At 35.3% G+C, this 23,963-nt stretch carries 18 protein-coding genes; 5 read left to right on the top strand and 13 right to left on the bottom strand.

What is annotated here, in order from left to right:
• Positions 1-235: 235 nt before the first annotated feature.
• The 7 genes from HCQ94_RS05785 to HCQ94_RS05815 all read right to left on the bottom strand — a co-directional run bounded on the left by HCQ94_RS05785 (position 236) and on the right by HCQ94_RS05815 (position 10,123).
• Positions 236-1,636 (bottom strand): AGE family epimerase/isomerase, encoded by a 1,401-nt coding sequence (locus tag HCQ94_RS05785; protein ID WP_166982583.1) that lies wholly within the window; start codon positions 1,634-1,636, stop codon positions 236-238.
• Between the two features lie 519 nt (positions 1,637-2,155).
• On the bottom strand, positions 2,156-3,073 hold the full coding sequence (locus HCQ94_RS05790) for a Cof-type HAD-IIB family hydrolase (protein ID WP_196373606.1): 918 nt from the start codon (positions 3,071-3,073) through the stop codon (positions 2,156-2,158).
• A 196-nt stretch (positions 3,074-3,269) separates the two neighbouring features.
• Positions 3,270-4,541 carry a serine--tRNA ligase gene (gene serS, locus HCQ94_RS05795; protein ID WP_166978349.1) on the bottom strand — a complete coding sequence of 424 codons (1,272 nt, stop codon included), beginning with the start codon at positions 4,539-4,541 and terminating at the stop codon, positions 3,270-3,272.
• A gap of 40 nt (positions 4,542-4,581) precedes the next feature.
• Positions 4,582-7,065 carry a hypothetical protein gene (locus HCQ94_RS05800; RefSeq protein WP_166982587.1) on the bottom strand — a complete coding sequence of 828 codons (2,484 nt, stop codon included), beginning with the start codon at positions 7,063-7,065 and terminating at the stop codon, positions 4,582-4,584.
• 6 nt (positions 7,066-7,071) lie between these two features.
• Positions 7,072-8,232, bottom strand: coding sequence for a diacylglycerol/lipid kinase family protein (locus HCQ94_RS05805; protein WP_166978345.1), 1,161 nt, complete (start codon positions 8,230-8,232; stop codon positions 7,072-7,074).
• Positions 8,233-8,319: 87 nt separating this feature from the next.
• The gene (locus HCQ94_RS05810) at positions 8,320-9,114 is read right to left on the bottom strand and encodes a glycosyltransferase (protein WP_166982589.1); all 795 of its coding nucleotides are present in this window, start codon (positions 9,112-9,114) and stop codon (positions 8,320-8,322) included.
• Positions 9,115-9,253: 139 nt separating this feature from the next.
• Positions 9,254-10,123, bottom strand: a complete 870-nt coding sequence (locus HCQ94_RS05815; RefSeq protein WP_166982591.1) for a DUF5926 family protein — start codon at positions 10,121-10,123, stop codon at positions 9,254-9,256.
• 428 nt (positions 10,124-10,551) lie between these two features.
• Between HCQ94_RS05815 and pgm the strand changes: the two genes are divergently transcribed.
• A complete protein-coding gene (pgm, locus tag HCQ94_RS05820; RefSeq protein WP_166982592.1) occupies positions 10,552-12,210 on the top strand; it encodes a phosphoglucomutase (alpha-D-glucose-1,6-bisphosphate-dependent) in 1,659 nt (552 codons plus the stop codon).
• Positions 12,211-12,302: 92 nt separating this feature from the next.
• On the opposite strand, the gene HCQ94_RS05825 is transcribed toward pgm, so the two are convergent.
• Both HCQ94_RS05825 and HCQ94_RS05830 read right to left on the bottom strand, forming a co-directional pair.
• Complete coding sequence (locus HCQ94_RS05825) at positions 12,303-13,514, bottom strand: MFS transporter (RefSeq protein ID WP_166978337.1); 1,212 nt, start codon at positions 13,512-13,514, stop codon at positions 12,303-12,305.
• A gap of 44 nt (positions 13,515-13,558) precedes the next feature.
• Positions 13,559-14,332: an alpha/beta hydrolase gene (locus HCQ94_RS05830; RefSeq protein WP_166978335.1), complete on the bottom strand. Its 774-nt coding sequence runs from the start codon at positions 14,330-14,332 to the stop codon at positions 13,559-13,561.
• A gap of 250 nt (positions 14,333-14,582) precedes the next feature.
• Here HCQ94_RS05830 and HCQ94_RS05835 point away from each other — a divergent pair, with 250 nt between their 5' ends.
• The 4 genes from HCQ94_RS05835 to HCQ94_RS05850 all read left to right on the top strand — a co-directional run bounded on the left by HCQ94_RS05835 (position 14,583) and on the right by HCQ94_RS05850 (position 18,056).
• Positions 14,583-14,933 (top strand): YtxH domain-containing protein, encoded by a 351-nt coding sequence (locus HCQ94_RS05835; protein ID WP_166978333.1) that lies wholly within the window; start codon positions 14,583-14,585, stop codon positions 14,931-14,933.
• 361 nt (positions 14,934-15,294) lie between these two features.
• The gene (locus tag HCQ94_RS05840; protein ID WP_166982594.1) at positions 15,295-16,365 is read left to right on the top strand and encodes a VIT1/CCC1 transporter family protein; all 1,071 of its coding nucleotides are present in this window, start codon (positions 15,295-15,297) and stop codon (positions 16,363-16,365) included.
• The gene (locus HCQ94_RS05845) at positions 16,365-17,060 is read left to right on the top strand and encodes a trimeric intracellular cation channel family protein (protein ID WP_166982596.1); all 696 of its coding nucleotides are present in this window, start codon (positions 16,365-16,367) and stop codon (positions 17,058-17,060) included. Before HCQ94_RS05840 ends, HCQ94_RS05845 begins: the two co-directional genes overlap by 1 nt.
• Positions 17,061-17,294: 234 nt before the next feature.
• Positions 17,295-18,056, top strand: a complete 762-nt coding sequence (locus tag HCQ94_RS05850; RefSeq protein ID WP_166982598.1) for an HNH endonuclease family protein — start codon at positions 17,295-17,297, stop codon at positions 18,054-18,056.
• Positions 18,057-18,097: 41 nt separating this feature from the next.
• On the opposite strand, the gene HCQ94_RS05855 is transcribed toward HCQ94_RS05850, so the two are convergent.
• From HCQ94_RS05855 to HCQ94_RS05870, 4 genes are all read right to left on the bottom strand, one after another.
• Positions 18,098-18,871, bottom strand: coding sequence for a heme ABC transporter ATP-binding protein (locus HCQ94_RS05855; protein WP_166982600.1), 774 nt, complete (start codon positions 18,869-18,871; stop codon positions 18,098-18,100).
• A 1-nt stretch (position 18,872) separates the two neighbouring features.
• Positions 18,873-19,955 carry a FecCD family ABC transporter permease gene (locus HCQ94_RS05860; RefSeq protein ID WP_166982602.1) on the bottom strand — a complete coding sequence of 361 codons (1,083 nt, stop codon included), beginning with the start codon at positions 19,953-19,955 and terminating at the stop codon, positions 18,873-18,875.
• 716 nt (positions 19,956-20,671) lie between these two features.
• Positions 20,672-21,730 carry a heme/hemin ABC transporter substrate-binding protein gene (locus tag HCQ94_RS05865; RefSeq protein WP_232525721.1) on the bottom strand — a complete coding sequence of 353 codons (1,059 nt, stop codon included), beginning with the start codon at positions 21,728-21,730 and terminating at the stop codon, positions 20,672-20,674.
• Positions 21,731-21,959: 229 nt separating this feature from the next.
• On the bottom strand, positions 21,960-23,747 hold the full coding sequence (locus tag HCQ94_RS05870; protein ID WP_166982604.1) for an HtaA domain-containing protein: 1,788 nt from the start codon (positions 23,745-23,747) through the stop codon (positions 21,960-21,962).
• Between the last annotated feature and the right edge of the window lie 216 nt (positions 23,748-23,963).

Genomic DNA, 23,963 nt, shown 5'->3' on the forward strand with positions numbered 1-23,963 from the left:
CACTCATAATCTGTCAAAATATGCTATTTACAAGAGTTCCTCAAAGTAGATGAAATAATTTACTATTACAATTCACCTTAATAACCAAACACCTAAACCAGCTACATTTCCATTTTCAATTCACATAATTCACACATTTGAATACTCTCTAAAAAATAATTATAACGCATTAGCGGAACCAATCATGAAAATTAAACACGTGTATACCTTCCATAATTTAATTTCTTAAATTACTTTACAAGTCTTTAGTTAGAAAAATATTTTGATTCTTAGCAAACCACAACGCCTGATAAGCATGGTATATGTCAGGTCTACCACTCCAAATACTGCTCGAAAAGTTGTTATTTTCATCCAGCTGATGATTCCATAAACCATCATCATTTATCACATACTTATCAGCATAACTTATAAACTTCAAATACCAATAGTCGTAGAAATCTAAGTACCCTATTTTTACCTCTGGAATGGAAGTTATATCCGCGTTTTCTGGCATAGTGAAATAATTTATTCCATAGCTAGTATCCATAAACTCTGCTGATATGCCTTTAGTATCAAGTAAGTTTTTAGCTTGCTTCAAAGCTACAGTTGCACCAATTGCTTCACATAAAACCCAATGCATACGGTCGCGCACAATTGGCTTGCCTTCAAAATCTGTTGTATAAACAAATCCTTCTTTACCGTCTACACCCCAGCTTTGCAACGCGACATTATACAATCCGACACAGTCCTTTAGTAATGCCAAGTTCTCTTCACTAATATGTCCTTGACGCTTGTAATATGACAATACTAGCTGTACACCCAATCTAGCCCATTCCATAGCGTGGCCAACCGTAGCACCATAAGGTCTGAATTGGTGTGCTTTATCATCGAAGTTATAGTCCCAAATAACATTCCAGTTTTCATCAAAATGCTCAGGAATCATATAGTTATTATTTCGTGCTGTTTCAAATACAAAATCTGTCAAATATTTAGCTCTTTCAAGCCAATCTGTCTCACTCAAATGTGAATTTTTATTAAGCATAGAGTCTACGTTTAGAAATGCTTCAACAGTATGCATTGCTGCATTTACTCCGCGGTATTTTTCACAGCCGCTCCAGTCTGCCTTATATGACTCAATTGTTTTCTTGGTTTCTTCGTCCCAAAAATATTTTTCTTCAACTTTAACTATTAGTTCAAATAATTCTTCAGCACGGTCAATATTGGCATAAACTGCACTAGAAGCAGCAAGCAAAACAAAAGCGTGGGCATAGGCAACTTTAGTGTTTTCTTCGCTCGTTGGCTGAATCTCAAATTGCCCGTTCTCTTCATTTTTAATAACTTTTATAGCTTCGAAAAATCCACCATGCTCATGGTCTTGAATGCTCTCAATTAAAGATTTCACACCATGAGTAGCGAGTTCTTTAGCTACCTCTAACTCCTTAGCAAACTGTGTCTCATGCTGATGATCAACTATAAACATACTGTATATATGAGTCATCCTGCACGTTATATAAGTCTGTATATTTTGTTCAGGATCAATCTGGCCATTTTCTTCTAAATACCCAAATCCACCGTAAGTTTTAGAGGAAATTCCGAAATTGAATAGAGTGTTAAGCCGATTATCTAACCAGTCTTTATGTAAAATATCTCTACTCATTTTTCCTCCGTTTTATATAGTAATTAGCAATCAGTACAATTATTTCATTAATTACTTACCACGCAAATTCTTTATTACTATTTACAGGCTTTAATTTATTAGTGAACTAGCTCATTAACTCAGTTACACGAACATTTATTCAACAAATCTCGACCAAAAAAGCCCATTTTTCAAAGTAATTCGTAATTCACAGCAAATTTTTATTACAATATAGAACTTCACATAGACTAACCATTAACTAATAAAATCCATGTCCCTATGTCTACCTATTTTCAACACACTGTATTTATAAAACAATTCTAAGTGACAATTTCAAAATATAAGAAAAGTTATAAACTAAATTAGGCAATCTAATAGCTTACTCAGACTATGTTTTACCTATATTGACTAGCAATCAACCTAAAATCACGACATTCAGCCTAAAATATCGCCAAGCAATAAACACTAAATTGTAACTTTCCTTAATGCCAATACTCAAAACACGGCGACACTTACGTTAACAACACTAGTACTACTGTGTTACAAACTATTTGCCAAAGCTTTATTAACTAAGGCTTCAAAAACAGCAGCACAACCGTCATTATAAACATCGGCAGTCACAACTTTGGCACTCTCTTTGGCTTTATAATACCCATCTCCCATAGCCACTGAATGACCTGACCACTCAAACATTGTAATGTCATTATCTCCATCACCGATTGTTAGAGTGTTCTCAGGATTCACACCTAGTAGAGTAGCTAACTGTTCTAATCCTACTTTCTTTGTCATATTCTTAGGAGTTAAATCCATCCAAGCTGTTCTACCAAACGAATATTCAACATCTTCTAAATCAATGCTGTCAACTATTTCTCTCAGCTGTGCATTTGTATACTCAGGAACTGTAACAACTAGTCTAGGAGCTGGCATATTCTTTATTTCATCTATAGTTTTTAGAGTTTGTTCACCAATCATTTTATTTTCTGGAAATAGCTTATCCATATAGAAACCTTTACCTACATTTTCTAAACAGAAATGAGCATTTGGAATCTTTTCGTATAGTTTTTCTATAGCATTTTTGAAAATAAAGTTAGTGCGAGTAAGTATTTTATACCCATCTTCAAATTCAGGGTTGAATTGCGCAACTACTCCACCATTTGAGCAAACAGCATAACATTTATCTACCCCAGCTTTTTCCAAAGCAGATTTTACTGACATAACTCCACGCCCCGAAGCAATAGAAAAAATAGCACCATTTTCTATAAGCCTACGCAAACTACTCTTCATTTGCTCAGATATTTCATTTGAAGCGTTAATCATAGTTCCATCAACATCTACACCAACTAAAGTTTTTGACAAATCTTTAGCTAAATTATCTGGTATAAATTTTTCTTGCTCTTTTACTAGTTCTTCAAAATTCATTCGCATACAATCCATTCGTTCATAAGTCCATCTATTCATCCACTCGAGCATACCTTCAAGGTTTCACGTGAAACATATCTATAACATTCTTATAAGTATTTTCGTAATAATCAGCTATTACAAACAATAAATAAATATTCAAAATCGCTAATTAGCACAAAGCCTATGCCCAACAGGAATACTCTCAATATAGACTAAAAATAAAAAGTTTGCCCCACATTAGTGGGGCAAAAGCTTAGTTTTCAGGGGTCAAGTACTCAACACCACCCAAGTATTTACGCAAACCTTTTGGAACATACACACTTCCATCAGCTTGCTGGTGGTTTTCAAGAATAGCAACCAACCAACGTGTAGTAGCTAAAGTACCGTTTAAAGTAGCAACAATATTTGTTCCATTTTCTGAGCGTTCACGTATATTCAAGCGACGAGCTTGGAAAGTTGTACAGTTAGAGGTAGAAGTAACTTCCATCCAACGATTCTGGCTAGGCAACCATGCCTCACAGTCAAACTTGCGAGCTGCTGAAGTTCCCAAGTCACCAGCTGCTGTATCAATGACTCTATAAGGTAACTCAACCTTAGCAAGCATTTCTTCTTCCCATGCAAGCAAACGAGCGTGTTCGGCTTCAGCCTCATCAGGTGTACAGTAAGAGAACATCTCAATCTTATTGAACTGATGAACACGAATAATACCACGTGTATCTTTACCATGAGACCCAGCTTCACGACGGTAGCAGGTTGACCAGCCAGCATAACGCTTCGGGCCTTGGCTCAAGTCAATAATCTCATCAGAGTGATATCCAGCCAAAGCAACTTCGCTTGTTCCTGTCAAATACAAGTCATCTGCTGGTAAATAGTAAATCTCACTACTGTGTTCACCCAAGAAACCAGTACCTGACATAATCTGTGGACTTACCAAAGTTGGTGTAATCATAGGTGTAAAGCCAGCTTCAATTGCTTGTTCGTAAGCTGCCATCAGCAACGCCAGCTCAAGCCTTGCGCCAATGCCAGTCAAATAGTAGAACCTAGCTCCTGATACTTTAGCACCACGCTTTACATCTACAGCTTTCAAACCTTCAGCTAAATCCAAGTGATCCTTGACCTGAACACCTTCAGCTTTGAAATCACGTACTTGTCCAACATGACGTATAACAACATAATCGTCCTCGCCACCACTTGGAACACCATCAAGAATAACATTGGCAATGGAGGATAAGATTTTTGTAGCTTCTTCAGCTTTTTCATTAGCTTTAGCTTCAGCAACCTTAACTTCCTCAGCTAAGGCTTTAGCTTCAGCTAATACACTTTCACGCTCTTGCGGGGATACTTTACTGATACTTCGGGATAGTTCTTTCTGCTTCGCACGCTTTTCTTCAAAACTAGTCAAATACTTCTTACGTTCATCATCAGCTTGAATAGCTTTATCAATCAAAGAAGGATCTGCACCACGAGCAATTTGACTTGCTTTAGCTATTTCAGGATTTTCGCGAACCTGACGTAAATCAATCATTTTGTACCAACCCCCGTACCAATAAGTTATGTATCATATCTTATCCTACTATAGACGAATTTTGCATTTTTATGTTTATCATCCACGTTAACCATATAGACAAACACATAGGAACTATCAAGACAAGAGCATTGCCCGGAATGACAATACCTGAATCATTGACCGACCCACCAATGAATAACATCACAAATAAGCTCAAAATCATTGGTTTTAGAATCAATAAATCTTGATCCACGCTTTTATCTGTGTAATCACTTATCAACCATCTATAGGTATCAATGTTCTTGTTAACATTCTTCTTCATATGAGGAAAGAACATTATATAAACTATCAAAAAGGCACCTGCAATAGCTATAACAATTAAAGGTGAAGTTAGCATATTAACGTTAGCGCCTAATTTCCTATATACGACTGGCCATAGCCCTCCATCTAAAATAACTTGCATAAAGTTACCTAAATGAGTTCTTTGAGTAGCCGGTCTCATCCAGTCAAATAAGCATATACCTAAGACAATTATACCAGTGAAAGCAAAAACTCCCACTATTCGTTTCCAACTTAATTTTACTTCCAAAAGTATTAAAATTAGGAAAACAAAACCTGGAATAATTGCTGGCGGACCACCAAAATCAGCACCAAATTTTGGTAAACCATCAATTACTGTTGAATAAGCCATTAGTATAAATAGAGTAGCAAAAATCGCTAATTTAGATTTCCTGCGTACATATTTTTCACATAATGCTGCACCTAACATCAATGTGGCAGACGCAAATAACGCAAACATTATGTTGCCAAATCCATACATTCTAGCACCCAAAATTGACTGAGAACCTAGTACTGAGTCCAAAAGCATTTGGTTGCCAATTAAAGGATCTATGGTCAAAGCAACTACATGTATTAACGATACTAATATTAACGGAGCTACTAAACTATTTTTTAATTTACCTATAGAACATACACAAGCCACAATAACAGACATTAAAGTAGGTACAAGAATAGTTCCAATTTCCTGTCCACGATGCTGCCACCAAGGAAGTAAATTATAAATCAAGCCATTTATTGGAACACACGCAACCACTATTGAAACAAAACGTAATACTTTCCATGTACGAAGAGAAGTAGCAATTTCAGATAAATCTTTCTTAAAATAACGCTTAGCTAAGTTTATAAAACGCTTATTTAAAATAGCCCCAATACTAATAAATAGTATTGCTGTAATAGATACCATATATAGTAAAAATGGCGGTGCTGTGCGCTTAATTCTATCTGCATGTACAGCTCTATCAATTAGCACATTTGCTTTAGAACCTACGTAGGCTTGAGGAGCATCTACTTTCAAATCTTCTTGCCTAAAAGTAGGAAGTTTTGAAGAGACCGTGCTTAGAACTTCTACATCTGACTCCCCAAGCAAACTGAGTATCTTCTTATAAATATCTTCATTTTGTATCAAACCAATATGACGAGTTGAAGACGATTTGATAAAACCTTTTTCTTTAAAAACAGGTCCTCTAAAAGCAACCATTTGTAAATGAGGAATTGGGCCAGAGTCAGACAAAGAAGCCAAAACAATGTTTTGATTTTCACTCTGATAAGACAAAATAGTATCTAAACGTTTTAAAAGTTTGTAAGTATGTGTAGCTAAAGGTGTATCAGTATAATCTATCCCTCCACGTTTAAGCATTTTTTCTTGAGTGTATTGTCTACGTGAATTTGTTCCACGTTCTTTTGACATTGCGTAACTATCTACGCTATAAGCTCTAACATTAACGCGCTGATATGGTCTAATCTGACCAGCATCAGCAATAACGACTTTATTTTCTTTTATTTCTGAAGCAATTTGTTTAGCGAAAATATTATCATTAGAGTGAGCATGGCTGAAATCACGAATTTTACCATCAGATCCAGCTAACGCTACTGCAGCCCCAAGACCAATAGGTTTAACTTTGTATTTACTTAGAGCTTTTTTTAAGCTGCCTAGTTCTGCATGGTAATTATTCTCTGATTCACTTTGTTTATAAGCATTCCAGTCGTGAATTCTGTTAGAGTCATAAGGACTAGCAAAGTTGGCGCATATACCAACTCCACCTCTATACGCGTCACCAAAACGTTTACCTGTGTTTAAGGCTAGCCAGCCATCAGCAGTACAAGTTGAGCTAGTTATTGATCGGACAATGTTATTAGCCAAAGCACTTTCTTCAATAAATTTTTTCAAATTATCAAGTTTGTAATATTTTAGTTGTGCATTGATATCTTCTAAACGTAGCCCACCGACACCGATTACTAATAAATTTTCATTTTTCTTTAGGACTTCAAAGTCTTTAGTTTGCGAGTTTTTATCATCATTTTGCCCAGTAATAGCATTAGTTTCATTTGTGTTGCTATCTTTAGGCGTCGAGATGCCATGTACGTTTTCTTTAATGCTTTGGCTACGAACAGGTGCACTTGCATATACAAGACTTGAACCCACTAGTGTAAAAATAAATAAAACTACTAATACTAACGCAACTATTCTGCTAAACCGATTCATGATTGCCTACACTGTTCTAACTATTAAAGCCCCTGATTGTATACGGACTTTAAGTTCTTTAGCTTTGCCCATATACTCACCATCAATTTGTACATTATATTTTTTATCAGTTGTTAAATGTGCTTTATGCGTCCTTAAAATGTCTAGTTTTCCAACAATTTTAGGAATTTTAGTTTTGATACCTATTCCTTGTAAAATTACTTTTATTGCAAGAGAAATCCAACCAAATATTTTAGATTTAATATCGATTACTGCTATTTCTAGCCACCCATCATCAATTTGTGCGTCTGGTAAAAGTAAAATATTATGAGGTAGTTGTCCACAATTAGCAAATAGAACACTACGAGCTAGAAATTCTGATGATTCTTGAGTTGAACCTATTGTTAGGTTAGCTCCCATTCTTTCACGTCGCAGATTTTTTAGTCCTGAAAATACATAAGCAAACCAGCCAACTCTGCTCTTCATTTTGCCTTCAACGCTTGCCATTATGTCACCGTCAAACCCAATACCTGCCATTATTAGGAAAGCAGATTCTCCTGAATCTATGTCATCTCTACCTGTTAATTCCTTTAGGAAAGTACTATCTGGCACTATTCCCTCAGAATATTCTCCGTTTATTATTTTCATCCATCCAATATCTATTTGACGGTTTCGTCCAGTTAAAGCTATTTGAATTGATTCGTCTAAGTTGTTAATTGGAAGTCTTAAATTTCTGGCAAGCAAGTTAGTCGTACCTACTGGTAATATTCCCATCGGAATTCCAGATCCCGACAAAGCAGACGATACAGCCCTTACTGTTCCATCTCCACCAGCTGTTATTACTACACCAGCATTAGCTTCTACTGCTTTTAAACCCATGCTATAGCCACTATCTTCACGCGTTGTAGCTAACCAAATTGGTTCTTCCATCCCAGTATTTGCAGCTATTGCTGAAATTTTAGTTTTTAAATTCTGAAAGTCAAATTTTTTACTTGGATTATATATAACATACACACTTCCCCCTTTATTAGAAGGGGTTAGCTGGTGACTGTGTTTAGAAGTCTGCTGTACAACTAAAAGATAACGCAGTTTTCTCCAAGTTTCACCAGCTAAAGCTAAGGCAAGAATAGCAATTATTAAACTAACAAGACTGAACCAAAAGTACCAGTTTATGTAGTAAATTACCATTTCTTTCCTTACCGTATAAAACGTATATATCCTAGACGACTTATTTGAAAATAATTAGATTAATTATAGTTCAATTTTAACGGCTCACTATGATTCACGTGCTTTATAAGGCTTAGAAAATTCTTGAACTCTACTATTCTTAATATAATCGTGATAATTAGCTTTTACGCCCTTCAAACGTCTAATCATAACAGCTAACCAAACACCTTTATACTGTTTAGCTCTGTGTAAGTATCCAGAAAAATCATTTTTAGTAACACGATGTGTTAAATTACAAGGAATTTCTTGTAAAGTATAGCCTTTTACTAACAAATCAATAGTCATACCAGTTTCTACACCCCAATCACTAGCTAATGGCATCGCTGCTTGCATAGCTTTCTTTGTCAGACATCTTTGTCCTGAAAGTGGCTGTCTAGGTGACCAGCCTGTGGCACGATAAATAGCTTTGCGGGCAAAACCAGTAACAATACCATGACCTCCAGCGTCTTTTTGAGGAGGGAAAACAGCTATACCACAGTCAATTTTTCCAGTCTGCACAGCTTCAACTATAGGTATACACTCGACTGCACTTTCCCCCAAATCAGCATCTATGAACAGTAATAATCGCCCTGGAGTTTCAGGGTAATCTCTCATAAAAGCAACTTTAGAGCCAGTTTCCATTGCCGCAGCTTTTCCTCTGTTCACGCTATGACGAACTACTACAGCACCAGCAGCCCTTGCCACGTGCTGTGTATCATCAACTGAACCATCGTCAACGACTATTATTAGGTCAACGTTTGGTATTCCTCTGCAGGCTCGAATGGTTGAAGCAACTCTTGTTTCCTCGTCTTTAGCTGGAATAATAACAGCAACTCCCGGGTACATATTGTCTTTCTCAACCATTTTTCCTCCATTGCATTCTCAATTGCTCTTATATATCAGTTGATTACTAAGCATTTAGAAAGAGTAATATTTTAGCAACATAGTGTCAATCTAACATTAATATGTAAATCAACACTATGTTCACTGCTTATATAAAACTTTATCGTAAAGATACTTGCCTACTTACAAGACCAGCTCTAGCTCTTCTCTCTTCGTCAGTTAAAGAATCTTTATTAGGTAGCTCTTTCAGAACGTTTTCAGCAAGCTTTTGCATAGCTTTTTCAGCTTGAGCAAATTCCATATCTTCAGGAATTTCCCACACAGGAACGATTAGTCCGAGACCTCTAAATGCACCTGCAAATTTTGAACCTTCACCTAAGTCACATAATCCTTTTACTTTCAGACGTGCTAAAGCATTGTAAACGTCGTACTCATCCTCAGCCATTACCCAACGAATAAAATCTTTGTTAAATTGGCACCAATAAGCACTTTTAACATTTTCAACAGCTTTAGTTGGAATTATGTTCTCACGGCTATTTTCTACTGCTTGAGCAATTTGTTCGTTTTCTTCTTCAGTGTCAAACCAGAATGAGCAATCTTCATATACTTTCACTTCTGATTCGAAAGTATTATCAAGCATTTCTTGCAAACGAGGACCCTCGCAGCGAAGATCTACACCTGTGATAAGTTTTTCACCCTCAGATTCTAAAGCAATCTTCAAGATGAAACCTAAATCATGTGAAGCATCACCAGTATTAGTGTGAGTTTGTAGAGCAATCATGATTTTACCGTTAGAGTTAACTACTGCTTGAGCAAAATTTGGAAGCAAAGTAACAAAAGTAATTTCACGGTTACCATATTCTTCATTTGTTTTTGCGGTAATTGTTCCAGCAGGAACTAGTTCACGCATAGCCACAAAATCAGTTTCGTATTTAAGCCCTTCAAATGGTCTAACAACGAAAGGAACTTTAAATTTCTTTTCAACTAACTCTTGTGCTTTTTTATTTTGTTTACGATTTTTTTTACCCATAAAAACGATTTTATCAATTTATTTGAAAGTAACTATAATATTTAACCAAAATTGTAACAAAACCTTCGGTTATATCACTAAAACAATGAATTACAAATTATTAATTAATTTAACAAAGATAGTTTACACTTTCAAAGTATGGATAAAATATGTTGATTTTTCAACGACTGTAGCAGTTATAAATTTTATAATAGAAAATTATTAGAGCACTTTGAATCATAGTAAAATTTATATAAATATTTTCAAGTATTTTATAAAAATTAATAAATATTACTTTCATGAGAATTATTAAAACAACATGTACTACTCTATAAATTAGTTATAATAAGGGATAAAAAGTATTTTAAATAACTATAAAGCTTAAAATTGATAGTATTTACTAATAAATCAATCTAGCGAACTACTATAAGATATAGGAATGTTAGAAAATGCACGAAAGAGCTGGCGAAATAGCACAAATACAAGATCTCATCAACGTAGATGAGCTATTAAATGCTTATTATGAAAATGAACCAGATATTAATATTCCAACACAACTAGTTAGTTTTGGAACAAGTGGACATAGAGGTTGTAGCCTCGATTCTACTTTCAATGAAGCACATATTGTTGCAATAACTCAAGCAATTGTTGAATACCGCAAAAATAACAATATAACAGGTCCTCTATTTTTGGGTAGGGATACTCATCCTTTATCAGAGCCTGCTTTTATAACTGCTTTGCAAGTATTACTGAGTAACGATGTAAAAGTAATTATAGATAAAAGCTCAGCTTTCACTCCAACTCCTGTTATATCTCACGCTATATTGCGAGCAAATACTGATGAATCTGAAAATGTAGATTTCTCAAAACCTGACCTAGCTGACGGTATAGTCATTACTCCTTCTCACAATCCTCCAAAAGATGGCGGTTTCAAATATAATCCTCCTCATGGCGGTCCAGCAGATGGAACTATAACTAAAGTAATAGCTGAAAGAGCAAATGAAATATTGCGTTCTGGCTGGAAATCCGTAGAAAAACTACCTGAAAGCCAAGTAATTACACACTCTAATTTAGGAAAATCTGATTTACGTGGCGATTATATATCTGACCTTGGAAACATAATTGATTTTAATATTATTCGTGAAAAAAATATTAAAATAGGTGTACATCCCCTCGGAGGGGCTAGTGTAGAGTACTGGGAAGAAATAGCTAAATACTATAACATAAACCTAACAGTAATCGACCCTGTTATAGACCCTACTTGGGCGTTCATGCCTTTGGACTGGGACGGGGCTATACGAATGGACTGTTCTTCTCCTTACGCTATGCGTACACTGACTGATACTGTGAAAAAAGAAAACTACGATATTGGTGTGGGCAACGATGCTGACGCCGATAGACATGGCATTGTTACAGTTGACGGTTTGATGAACCCTAATCACTACTTAGCAGTGGCTGTTGAATACTTATCTAATAACCGTCCACTTTGGAAAGCTGAAAGTAAAATCGGAAAAACCCTAGTGTCGTCAAGCCTAATAGATAGAGTATGTGAAAAATCTGGAAAAGAGCTTTTTGAAGTTCCTGTTGGCTTCAAATACTTCACTAATGGTTTGCTAGATGGATCAATTATTTTCTGTGGTGAAGAATCTGCTGGAGCAACTTTCTTACGTCACAATGGAAAAATATGGACTACTGATAAAGACGGCTTGATTATGGGTCTTTTGGCAGCTGAGATTATGGCTAAAACTGGACTTACTCCTTCTCAGTTCCACAAAGAGCAGACTAGAAAATACGGTGAAACAAACTATGCTCGTATTGATGAAAAAATATCCAAAGAGGGCAAAGTAAAGCTTCTAAATTTAGTACCAGACAATGTAAAAAGTACTACTTTAGGTTCAGATGAGATTAAGCATATACTGGTCAAAGCTCCAGGTGACAATCAGCCAATTGGAGGGCTAAAAATCACTACTGAGAATGCTTGGATAACAATTCGTCCATCAGGTACTGAAGATGTTTACAAGATTTATGCTGAGTCTTTTAAAGGTGCAGAACATTTGAAGGAAATTCAAGCCGAAGCTAAAGAAATAGTAGATTCGATTTTGGGTTAGACAACTTAAACGACAAAGGTATTTGTTACTGTGAACTATGTTTAGTAGCAAATACCTTTAAAAGCTTATACTAGATAGAGCATTAGGATAGTTTAGTCATTAGACAATGTATGATTCTCACTTGCTTTACGTAAAATAGGTAGCACTAAGAAACCTATTACAACCATAATCCAAGCAAATATAACAGTGGCTATAAATCCTAAGTCACTTCCTCCAAAGTCAACTAGGTATCCACCAGCAAACGCTCCTGAAGAAACCCCTATGTTTATAGAAGTACTCATCCAGCTAAACCCTTCAGTCAAGCGATTCTTAGGAACAACTCGCTCAACCATATTATTCACATTTGTCATAGTTGGAGCAATAGTAAAACCAGTAATAAACATGGCAAAACTCAAAATGATTAGGTTATCAGCAAATATAAAGGTACTAACCCCAAATCCTAAAAGAACAATACCGACAATCAATAATTTCCATATAGGCTGCGCCCAGTGTCTTGCACCATAAATTAAAGCCCCAAGCATTGATCCGCAAGCAAAAATAGCTAAAACAATACCTGAGTAGCTCTTTGCCCCTAGTTCTTCAGCAAAAGCAACAACTACCACATCGCACAATCCGAACATTGTACCAGCACACAAATATATTATGGCTAGAGCTGAAATAGCTTTAATACGTAATAGAGATTTTTGTTTAACTCCTTTTTCAAGCTTCACTAATTTAGGCTCAGTGCTTTTTTGTGAAAATAGCCATATTCCACCAGTAATATTGAAAAATACTGCAACTACAAGTCCTGCTGGTGGATATACTGAAGTAGTTAAAACTGTTGCAATAATTGGACCTATAACGTAAACAACTTCATCAACAGCTGATTCTAGGGCATAGGCTGTGTGTAATTGCTTAGGGTTTTGGACAGTCTTAGCCCATCTAGAACGAATTAACGCTCCAATTGATCCAGAAGATGCACCAGCTATTGCACTAAATAAATTCAGAACCCAAGGAGATAGTAAAAACATAGCGCTGAATGCTAGTAATAAAAGATTAAGCGAGCTAATAAGTATGGCTGGCAGCATAACTTTTCTTTGACCATATCTATCGACTAAACGTGATAGCCAAGGAACAAAAATAGCGTATGCAACAGTTGTAACAGCAGCTACTTGCCCAGCAATACTATAAGATTTATACAAGGTAGAAATTAATAAAATAATAGAAATATTTACCATTGACATAGGAAAACGAGTAATAAAACCCGCTAAAGAGAATTTCCACGCTCCTGGTAGTTTTAAAACATCACTATATACTTTTAACATTTCATCCTTCAAAATAACAATATCTCAAAAGATAATTATATTAGTTAAGAGATGTTTTTGGAACGCAATTCACACCAAGATATAGATGCTTCAGCAAGCATATTACTTAAGTTCTTTAAGTTATTACTTTCATCTCTAATGACATCAACTTTAGATCCATCAGATAGTTTTGAAAAATATTTTCCTGTAAATTCAATTAATATGTCATTATAGTTTTCATAGTCAGTAACTAGAATCAGAATAGGACATTTAACTTCTTCAAGTGCGTTCTCAATATTAGTTAGTGATAAATCAGCCAGAGTTTGCTTTGAAATGATGAAGTATTTACGGCTAGTTGGAGAGTCATCGAAAACCCTCATAACTCCGTCTTTATCTAATTTTTCAAGTTGCTCAGCAGGAAAAATACTTTCCCATTCATAATGCACAGAAGTAATCATAGGGTCAATCAGAATAATACTTTTAACTTTGTCTAAATCAGATGATAAAGCAACTAGCGATCCAAAAGCTGTAGCAACAACAAATTGTTTACTATAGCCTTGTTCATTAGCCCAAGCACACACTGACCGTAAATCTTCGATTGAACCAGCCAATGTTATAACGTCGTCTTCAGATTCACCAACACCCGAGAAATCAAATTGCAAAGTGGTATAACCAGCACGCCTAAAAGCAGCTGCCATAATATCGTAACGATATCCACCGGAACGTTCTGACAAAAAATCGTGAACGAATATTACGATTGAACCGTTAGAATCTACTGGAGCATTTATAGTTCCAGATAGTCTTATACCTCTAGGAGTTGTTATAGTTATTTCAGACATAGTTTAATTATCTCGAGAAATAAATATTATGAACATGATTTAACTGAATAATTAACAAATATCATACTTAAGTATTATAAAAATCTGTATTTTTGGTTTATCTAATAGCGAATAGGTAACTATAAAATAAAAACATTACATTGGCTTTACTAATCAAGAAAATAACAAGTAAAATTTTTAGTAGTAAGATAAGCAGTTACTACATAGAATTATTGTATTAAGTTATAAAATATCGAGATTGGGGATAACATTGAAAAAATTATTCACGCTAGCCATATTTTTCACAGGGTATGTACTAGGAAGCAAAGCTGGAAAAGGTCGCTATGAGCAAATCAAAAAATATTCAAATAAGGTATATAAAGCACCAGTTGTCTCAAAAACTATAGATAAAGTATCAAAGAAAACTGAAACTTTCGTTAAAAACCAGGGCGAAAAGATTACTGACAAAGTTGCTGAAGTTGTAAAAAATAACCTATTTACAGTAAAAGTTACCAAACCTGAATCTAAAAATAATCAATCTGCAACTAACGAAGAGACAACAACTAATACAAATTCTAACTATTCGACTATAGATACCACTAATTTACCTGACTCAAAATAATAAAATTAATGTTCAATTTTATTACAGTTTTACAAATAAGTGACCTGCGTAACTTTTGCTTTGAAACTTTTACATTAGGTAAATTACAATCTACAAAGTAAACTATATAAGGGTTGAATATGAGGTAATGTTGGTAAGGAAAACTGAAGAAAAACTGTTACAAATTAGCCGAGTAATTATATTGAATTCACTTTTTGATAACAGTAATAAGTTAAAAATCATTGCACTTACCTTACAAACTTACAAAGAATCCAAAGAAACTTATTAGTATATTCTAATCAGTTTAAAACCACAGGAAACTGTTATAGAACTGAAATAAACTGCAAAGTTTGAAATAAAGAGTCTAAAAAGGCACCACATAATGAGCATTGAGAATCCTACTAAAAAGCAAATACAAACTTGGCGTAACTATCTTGCTGACGAATACATGGAAGCAATGATTTATGAGAAATTAGCAAATAAAAAAGACGACGAAGAAAAACGTATACTACTAGAATTAGCAGAAGCTGAAAAACGCCACGCAGCTCATTGGCTAGATTTACTTGGAGAGTATGCTCATCCACTCCCGAAACCAAAACTAAAATCTCGTATACTAGCAAAACTAACTTCAATGTTTGGCTCTATTTTCATACTTGCAATCATGCAAAGAGCTGAGGAACGCGCGAAATACACTTCCGAATCATACGCTACACCTCAGATGTTCGCTGATGAACAAGTACACTCAGAAGTAGTCAAAGCCCTCGTTTCTAAAGCTCGTAATAAAATGTCTGGAAACTTCAGAGCTGCAATTTTTGGTATGAATGACGGCATAGTATCCAACTTAGCTCTAATTCTAGGTGTTGCTACTACTGGAATACAAAATACTTACGTGTTGCTTACTGGTCTAGCAGGCTCTTTAGCTGGTGCATTATCTATGGCAGCTGGAGAATATGTTTCAGTAAAATCACAAATAGAGCTAATACAATCAAGTGAACCTAATTCTTACACTGATAAAGTAATTGCTAATCTTGATGTGAATCAAAACGAATTATCATTAATTTTTAGAGCACGAGGAGATAGCGAAGAAGAAGCCAGCAGAAAAGCCCATGAGTTATTAAAATCAATAAACACTAAAGCACCAAAACGTATAACAGATTTAGGTAAAGAAACCGAAGATATGGGCAATGCACTATCTGTAGCATTCTCTTCATTCGTGTGTTTTGCATTAGGATCACTGATACCAGTGTTACCATATGCTATTGGAATTACAAGTTTTACTGCAATGCTTGTCGCTTCTATATTATCTGGACTAGCTTTAATATTAACCGGAGCTATTGTAGGTATATTATCTGGCGTAAATCCAATATGGCCATCTTTGCGTCAATTATTTATCGGTTACGGAGCAGCAACTGTTACAGTATTACTCGGCACAATTTTTAGAGTGAGTTTGTAATGTTGGAGCAAATAAATCAACAACTATCAGAAATATTCGTAGTAATTGATCTAATAGGTGTTTTGCTGAACGGAATACTAGGCGGACGTTTAGCTAGGGCAAAGGGTTTCGATTTTGTTGGCTTTTGTATTCTAGCAATAATGTGTGCTTTAGCTGGAGGTATGTTACGTGACCTTATTCTAGATTCTGGTCCTCCTATTGCAATTACTAACAAATACTATTTAATAACTGCAATTACAGGAGCAGCTATAGCCTGGATAGTTCCTTTAAACAGTAAATGGTCTAATCGTGTCCTGATACTATTTGATGGCATAATATTGGGCTGTTGGTCTGCCACCGGAGCCGCTAAAACATTAGGTTTAGGGTTTGGTATAGTACCAGCTATCATGCTTGGAATGATGACTTCTATCGGTGGAGGAATGATTCGCGATATTGCTGCTGGTAATGTTCCAACTGTTTTTGGTGGAAATAACCTATATGCAACACCAGCTTTTGTTTCTGCTGGGGTAATGGTCCTGTTTTTCAAGTTTGATTTAATGATGATTGGTATGTTAGTTGCTACTATAGTTGGTTCTTCTTTCACGGTTCTAGCTCATTGGCGTAAATGGCAACTACCTCAAAATCAGTGGAATATAACTATGAGTTCTTCACAGCTACGTGCTTTGCTAAGAGCTAAAGGGCAATCTGATAAATAATTTATGCAATTATTAAGCTTTAGAATTATTTGTCAGTGCGTAAATTTAGCGTGTGAAGTGCGGGTCGATGTCTAGTTCACACTCTATTTACATAAAGTTCATTGAAGTTTGAGCTTTTAAATAAGATACGCAAAAGTTATCCACATTTTAAAAACATTAAATGAACTTTGTCGTGTTCAAAATTATAATTTAAATAGTAATATTCATCGTAATAAGAGGAAAAGCAATTAATAAATGTTCATAGACCCAAAGCATAGTCCTAAGTCTGAAAGGTACTATAGCAGAAAACGTGGAATTATTTTGGTAACAAACATACTAATTTTACTATGCCTGTTAGCAATACTTTTACCACAGTTAATAAAGGTTTTTAACAATAACTTTTCCTCTGTTTCTTCACCTAGTGGTAGTGAAAAATATTGCTCTGAAAATTATACAGATACCCATCAGCAAAAGTTATGTAGCCTAAGTTCAAGTGGAGCAAATGTTAATGAAATATCTAATTCTAATATCCCTAAATATGGTAGAAAAAAATTTGGTAAAGCGTGGCTAGATATAGATAATAACGGTTGTGATACTAGAAACGATATTTTAAATCGTGATTTAAAAAAGATTAGAAAAATAAATTGCACTGTTTTGTTGGGAGAACTAGATGATCCTTACACTGGGAAAAATATAAAGTTCCAAAGAGGTAAAAACTCAAGTGTTATTCAAATAGATCATATAGTTGCTTTACAAAATGCTTGGATAAATGGGGCTTGGGAATGGAATAAGAGGAAGCGTGAAGAATTTGCCAATGACCCTTTAAATTTGATAGCAGTAGATGGAAAAAGTAACCAAGAAAAAGGAAGTAAAGATTTCGCTAATTGGACACCTAGAAACAAAACTTCTTTATGCTCGTATGCGAAACGACAAATCACTGTTAAGTCAAAATATGGTTTAAAAGTAACAGATGAAGAAAAAACAGCATTAATGAATACACTGCAAGAATGTGAATAATATTTGGAATTATCTCTATAAATATAGCGGTATTTTCAAAACTATTCTGTAAAGAAACGTACAGGCTCAATTCTCATTGTTTTTTTGTCGTATACGACTTCAATTGGGTGCTGATAGACTGATGATAAGACTTCAGATGTAAATACTTCCTCAAACGAACCACTGCTAACTAATTTACCTTCTTGAAGTAAAACTACCTTATTACAGTAAGCTGCAGCTAAATTCAAATCATGCAGTACAACAACTACAGCATAGCCTTTTTCAGTCAAATTTTTCGCAATACGCATTGTTGATTCTTGGTGTTTTATATCGAGGGAAGCTGTGGGTTCGTCAAGCAGAACAACTGGACAATCTTGAGCCAGCACTCTAGCCAAAGCCACTCTAGCTTTTTCTCCCCCCGATAAAGCGGATATTTTACGGTATCGCAATTCTTGAATATCAGCTTTTTCTAAGCATTCTTCAATAAACTTTTCTTCTTCTTGTAGTGGTAATTTATTTTCAACACAAGAACGTCCCATCAAAATAACATCATGGACTAAGTATTCAAAAGATACCTCTGTGTTTTGTTCCATGACACTACGTATACGAGAAAGTTCTAAAATAGAATAATCTTTAATGGATTTCGAGAAGAAGTTAATCTCACCTTCGTATGAACGGTAATTACCCGCAATACATTTAAGTAAAGTTGATTTCCCAGCCCCGTTTGGTCCTACTAATGCTATAAAATCGCCTTTTTCTATATCTAAAGATATATCAGACAAGCAAGGATTATTACCATAGGAAAAAGATAGATTCTTTACACTAACAGAAGTCATATTATCCAACCTTCAACATATTTTGTTTCATAACAATGAAGAATACAACTGAACCAATTATGGCTGTAAAAATACCGATAGGAAGGTCAGCATAAGACATAGCTGTGCGAGCAATCAAGTCAGCACTTCCAACGAGAATTATGCCCCCAACAGCAGATAGAGGAATCAACCAGCTATTCATAGGACCAATAATTAGGCGTAATAAATGTGGAACAATTAAGCCGACAAAAGTAATAATACCAGCAAAAGAAACAGCACCGGCAGTCAGCAAAGCAGTCATACATATAGCTGTGAAACGTAAACGTGGAACATTCAAGCCAAGATATTTAGCAGTATCTTCACCCAAGGCTAGTAAATCTAGTTTTGGAGCAATATAGAAAGAAACTATTAGCCCAAAAATCACTATTGGTGTAACTACAATTATGTGTTGCCAATTAGCCCCGTTTAATGACCCCATTTGCCAGAAAACTATTTGGTTACGAGCTGTAGTAGGAGCAGCATAGGTGAAGAACGCTATCATGGCACCACATAGAGCGTTTACAGCTATTCCCGTTAAGATGAGAGTTATTACCCTAGCTTTGCCACCAGATTTTGACATTTGGTAAATAGCAAAAGTAACTATTATTCCAGTTACAAAAGCTGAAATTGGGACTGTAAGCAAGCTTAGGAATGTCCAGTTCATAACAATTGCTATACTTGCCCCGACGGCACAGCCAGATGAAACACCAATGATTCCAGGTTCAGCCAGCGGATTAGCAAATATCGCTTGCATTATGGCTCCACCAACTCCTAGGGAAGCTCCAACGAGCATTACCATTACTATTCTAGGCATACGTATGAACCAAAAAACTTGGTATTCTTGAGAAGATGGATCACCAATATTGAATAAAAATTTATATACTTCTGAAGTATTTATATGGAACTGTCCTAGCGAAGCTGAAGCAATAAACAATGCACACAAAATGAATAGCATTACTATTAGGGTACTTAAGCGTAAAACTTTTCTTTGTTTCAAAGCATTATTTTGTTTAGTACTGTTGCTTATTTTTTTATTTGTATTGGTTTTAGTAGATACTTGTTCCATAGTTATTATTATTTCATATTTTTAAATACTTTTTATATTTTGCTAATATATCTATACTCAATTATCAGTTGTCTGATAAATAATATTTCAAATAGTTATTAAATAGCTTTTATTTAGTTATTAAACAATTTTCATTCCAGTATAGATTTTTTATTATCGTAATGTGTTGTTACTTTTTACCTTATCCAATACTCCCTTCCCCTTGTTGCCAAAATTAACTGTTTATATAAACAATAATCGTTAGGTTATTTGTACATAGTTTTACTTAGTACATGTCACGTTTGGTGACTTTACCTATCTGTAACTTTATGTAATTTTAACTTCTTGTAATTTATTACTATGAATTTATTATTTACTCTTTAAATTTGTGGTAGTTTAAGCAGAAGTTTCTTTATCTATCTTCTAATACCTTAGTTTGTAAAATCGCAGTTATATTATTGCCGTTCCAAAGAGATAATAAAAGCATTAAGTTTAGTTTTTTGAAAGCTCTGCTATTTGCTTGCCAGTTTACATAACTCGCTTAAGAGTTTATGTATATGGGTATAAGTTCTAAGTAAGTTTTGCTATTGGTTGGTTAGTCAGTATTGTTTCTTAGCTGGCTAATTAGTTGGTCAGTTACTTAGCTAGTTAGTCAACTAGTTATTCGCAACGGTTAGCTTTACAATTCTTTATATAAATGCAACCTATTATTTATTAGCAATACACAATATAAAGTTTTACTTTCCCTCACCTAAGTATAATGCTTTAGCAACTTTACTTAGAACTTCACCTGTTTGTGGACCAAAGGATAAAGCCAATCCATCAGGAATAGCAACCACTCGCTTATTTTTACCAGCAGTAGTTTGTGCTACACCCGGTCTTTCAAGCAGACCTTCGACTCCATTAGCAGATTCGAGCCCTTTACTCATGACGAAGAATACATCAGGGTTAATTGAAGCTATGGATTCAGCAGTTGCTGGAGATATCCCTTCTATTCCAGCTCTACTAGCAGTGTCATGAGCATATACGTTTTCGATTAGCTCGTCACTCCCCTCACCTTTACCCAAAATGAAGAATATTCCGCCATTTCCACGCACATATAAGAAAGCTACTTTTAGTGGTTCTTTATTATCTCCTACTAAGGTTTTAATTTCTTCTTTAGCTTTTTTTATCTCAGATTCTGTACGTTCAGCAAGTTTCTTTCCAAGCTCAGTAACACCCATGATTTCAGCAACCTGCTGAATTTGTTTCCCTACTCTTTCAATCGATCTCTTACTATCAATTTTTACTATAGTTGTTCCTGTAGCTTTTAATGATTCTAATACTTCTGGTGGCCCTACAGAATCGTCAGTGATTATCAAAGTTGGTTTCAAAGAAGCTATTGCTTCACCATTTAGAGCATGACCATCTTGAGTAACTACTGGTAGGTTTTCTAAGCTTTTTTCAGTATCAGATACTGTTCTACCAACTAAGTTTTTTTCAAACCCTAAACTTATTAGTGTTCGAGAAATAGTTCCATAAATATCTAAAGCTAGTATTCTGGAAGTATCTTTAACCGTAACTTTGTTACCAGAACTATCTGTAACTGTAACTGGCAGCTGCTGTTTTGGATTAACTTTGCCAATCAGTTTAGGATCAGATATATCTTGTACTTGTGTAACGCCTTGGATTTTGTGTGGATCTATATTAGTGTTTTGCGTAGATTTTGTATTTGATTCAGGAGTCTGTGCTTGAGAACAAGCTGTTATACCACTTATGAAAGATAAACTAATCAAACAAACAACAATTTTTTTCATTTTTATTCGCATTTTAAATCCAACCTATCGTGTACGTCACAAACTCTCTACCAAAACATCTATCTTATTTTATTAAAATTACCCTGGTATATAAATTTATTAGTCATATAAAACGATTTTACGTAACTATTTATAAGCCAGTAAGTTATGATCCATCAAACAATATTTATTATTACTGTTTAAGCATAAAAATTGGTCTTACGAGATTTTACTCGTAAGACCAATTTAATTATTTAGCCATCTTACGAGAAATGGTTATACCGAATACACCAATTAGTGATAGCAAAGCTATTGTTGTTAGTGCGTATTCACCATTTGCACCTGTTGAAGATAGTACTGGGTTACCATTTGCATCATAACAAGTAACTTTATCGCTTAGTTTAACATTTACTGTTAGGTTATCTAGTTGTTTACCAGCTTTATAGAAACCAGCAAATGCTTTAGCACCTTGTTCAGTTAGTACAACTGAAGAAGTTGTTGCATTAAAACTATCTTTAGTAAAGTTTGCATTAGCGAAAGTTACGTCAGCAAAACGAATGCGACCTGGAATAACTGGTTTTCCTGTCATATCAGTTGAGGAAACTGATAGCTCTAGATAACCAGTAGTTGGGCTTGTAACTACTAAAGTTGGGTTAGACAATGTCAAGTTCAAGACACCACTGTGCTTGTAGAAGTTGAAGTTACCACCGAAGTTTATACGACCTGTCTTCTTACCAACATTTATCATTGAACCTGGATGGGTTGCTGGATATATGAAAGTGCCGTTATTCAAGGTAGCACCTGCGCGTGGTGTAATTACTCCACGACCACTACTTCCAATGCTTGAAAGAATATAGCTGTAGAATGAACGACTGAATGTCCAGTTCAATCCACCATTTACAACACCACGTACCTGTGGGTCAGCGACACAGCGTGGTTCGTCTGACTGTTGAGGCTTTTCAGGTGCTGCAGGTGCTGGAGCTATTTCTGGGCGTCCAGGTGTTGGAGGTGCTGGAGGCTTTGGTGGTTGCACTGTCGAAGCAACAACATCGAATTCAGCTTCAGCAACAGTCTTAGTTTCACCTTTATAAGCTACTAATACTTTATGCTTACCTGCAGACAAACTTGATGGTAATGGGGCAGTAAATGTAGCCCTACCATCAGCTCCTACAGCAACACTACCCATCTTTGTTGATAATGAATCAAGGAATAAATCAACTTCTTTATTAGCTACAAGATTTTCAAGTGTTGTTGTAATATTCTCACTAGCTTTGTATGATTTCTTATCAATTTGTAATGTAGGAGTTGCTGGCTGAGAATCATCAGGAGTGACCGAAATAGTTTTTTGCAATTCTAGTGTAAATGAGACAGGGTCACCTGGTTTATTACCATATACTGTGCGACCACCAACAATATCAGCACCTGCTTCTGTGATGGTTGTAGGAGCATTAGTTACTGTTATTGTTGAAGCTGTGTAATCAATTGGGCTTGCTGACAAATCTACAGTTGCAATTTCAACATTTTGTGTTGTAGTGATTGGAACTAGTGCCATTGGGTTATCCATTGATGCACCCTTACGGTATGTGAGATCAGCCACTAATGTTGCGCTTGTAGGGTTATCAATACGTAAACGTAAGTTATTGATTGTTGAGTCTACCAAGTAATCTGTGCTTGGAGGAATCTTGTACTTTTGATACTGCAATCCACCTGGGAAAGCAATTGAGTTTGCTGCATTTGGATTGATAGTTGTTGCAGCATCAGTATGCCAACCATATCCATAATCAGGTGCTTTACGAGTATCAGCATTAGGGTCCACGGACACACCATTATGTCCTGTTGTAACGCCTGGTGCTCCCATAATAGGCATCTCCATGTGGCTACGCCATCTTTGGATAAATCCCCATTTTAAATCACCTGAAGTGACTTTAATTGTTTCTGTGCCGGTAGCATTTGCAGTAGATAGGGCTGTAAATCCTATTAAGCTAAATACTAGGCCCAACACTGCTGTTACTGCGGACACTCTCTTTGGAATGCTCATATTCTTATCTTTCTGTGCGTCTCTACACAAAACTGCGTAACTAAATAAGGTTAACCTAATTTTATATCAAGTAGTCCTATATACAAAGTAAAAATGCTTTTTTATAAATTCGAATTAACTAATAACCTTACATAAACAAGGTAATCACAATTCTTGATTTAATCAATGAAAATTAACAAAAAATGGGGAAGTGTAATCTAACTCCCCCATTTAATA

This window comes from Actinomyces sp. zg-332 (assembly GCF_011751945.2).
Lineage (GTDB): Bacteria > Actinomycetota > Actinomycetes > Actinomycetales > Actinomycetaceae > ZJ293.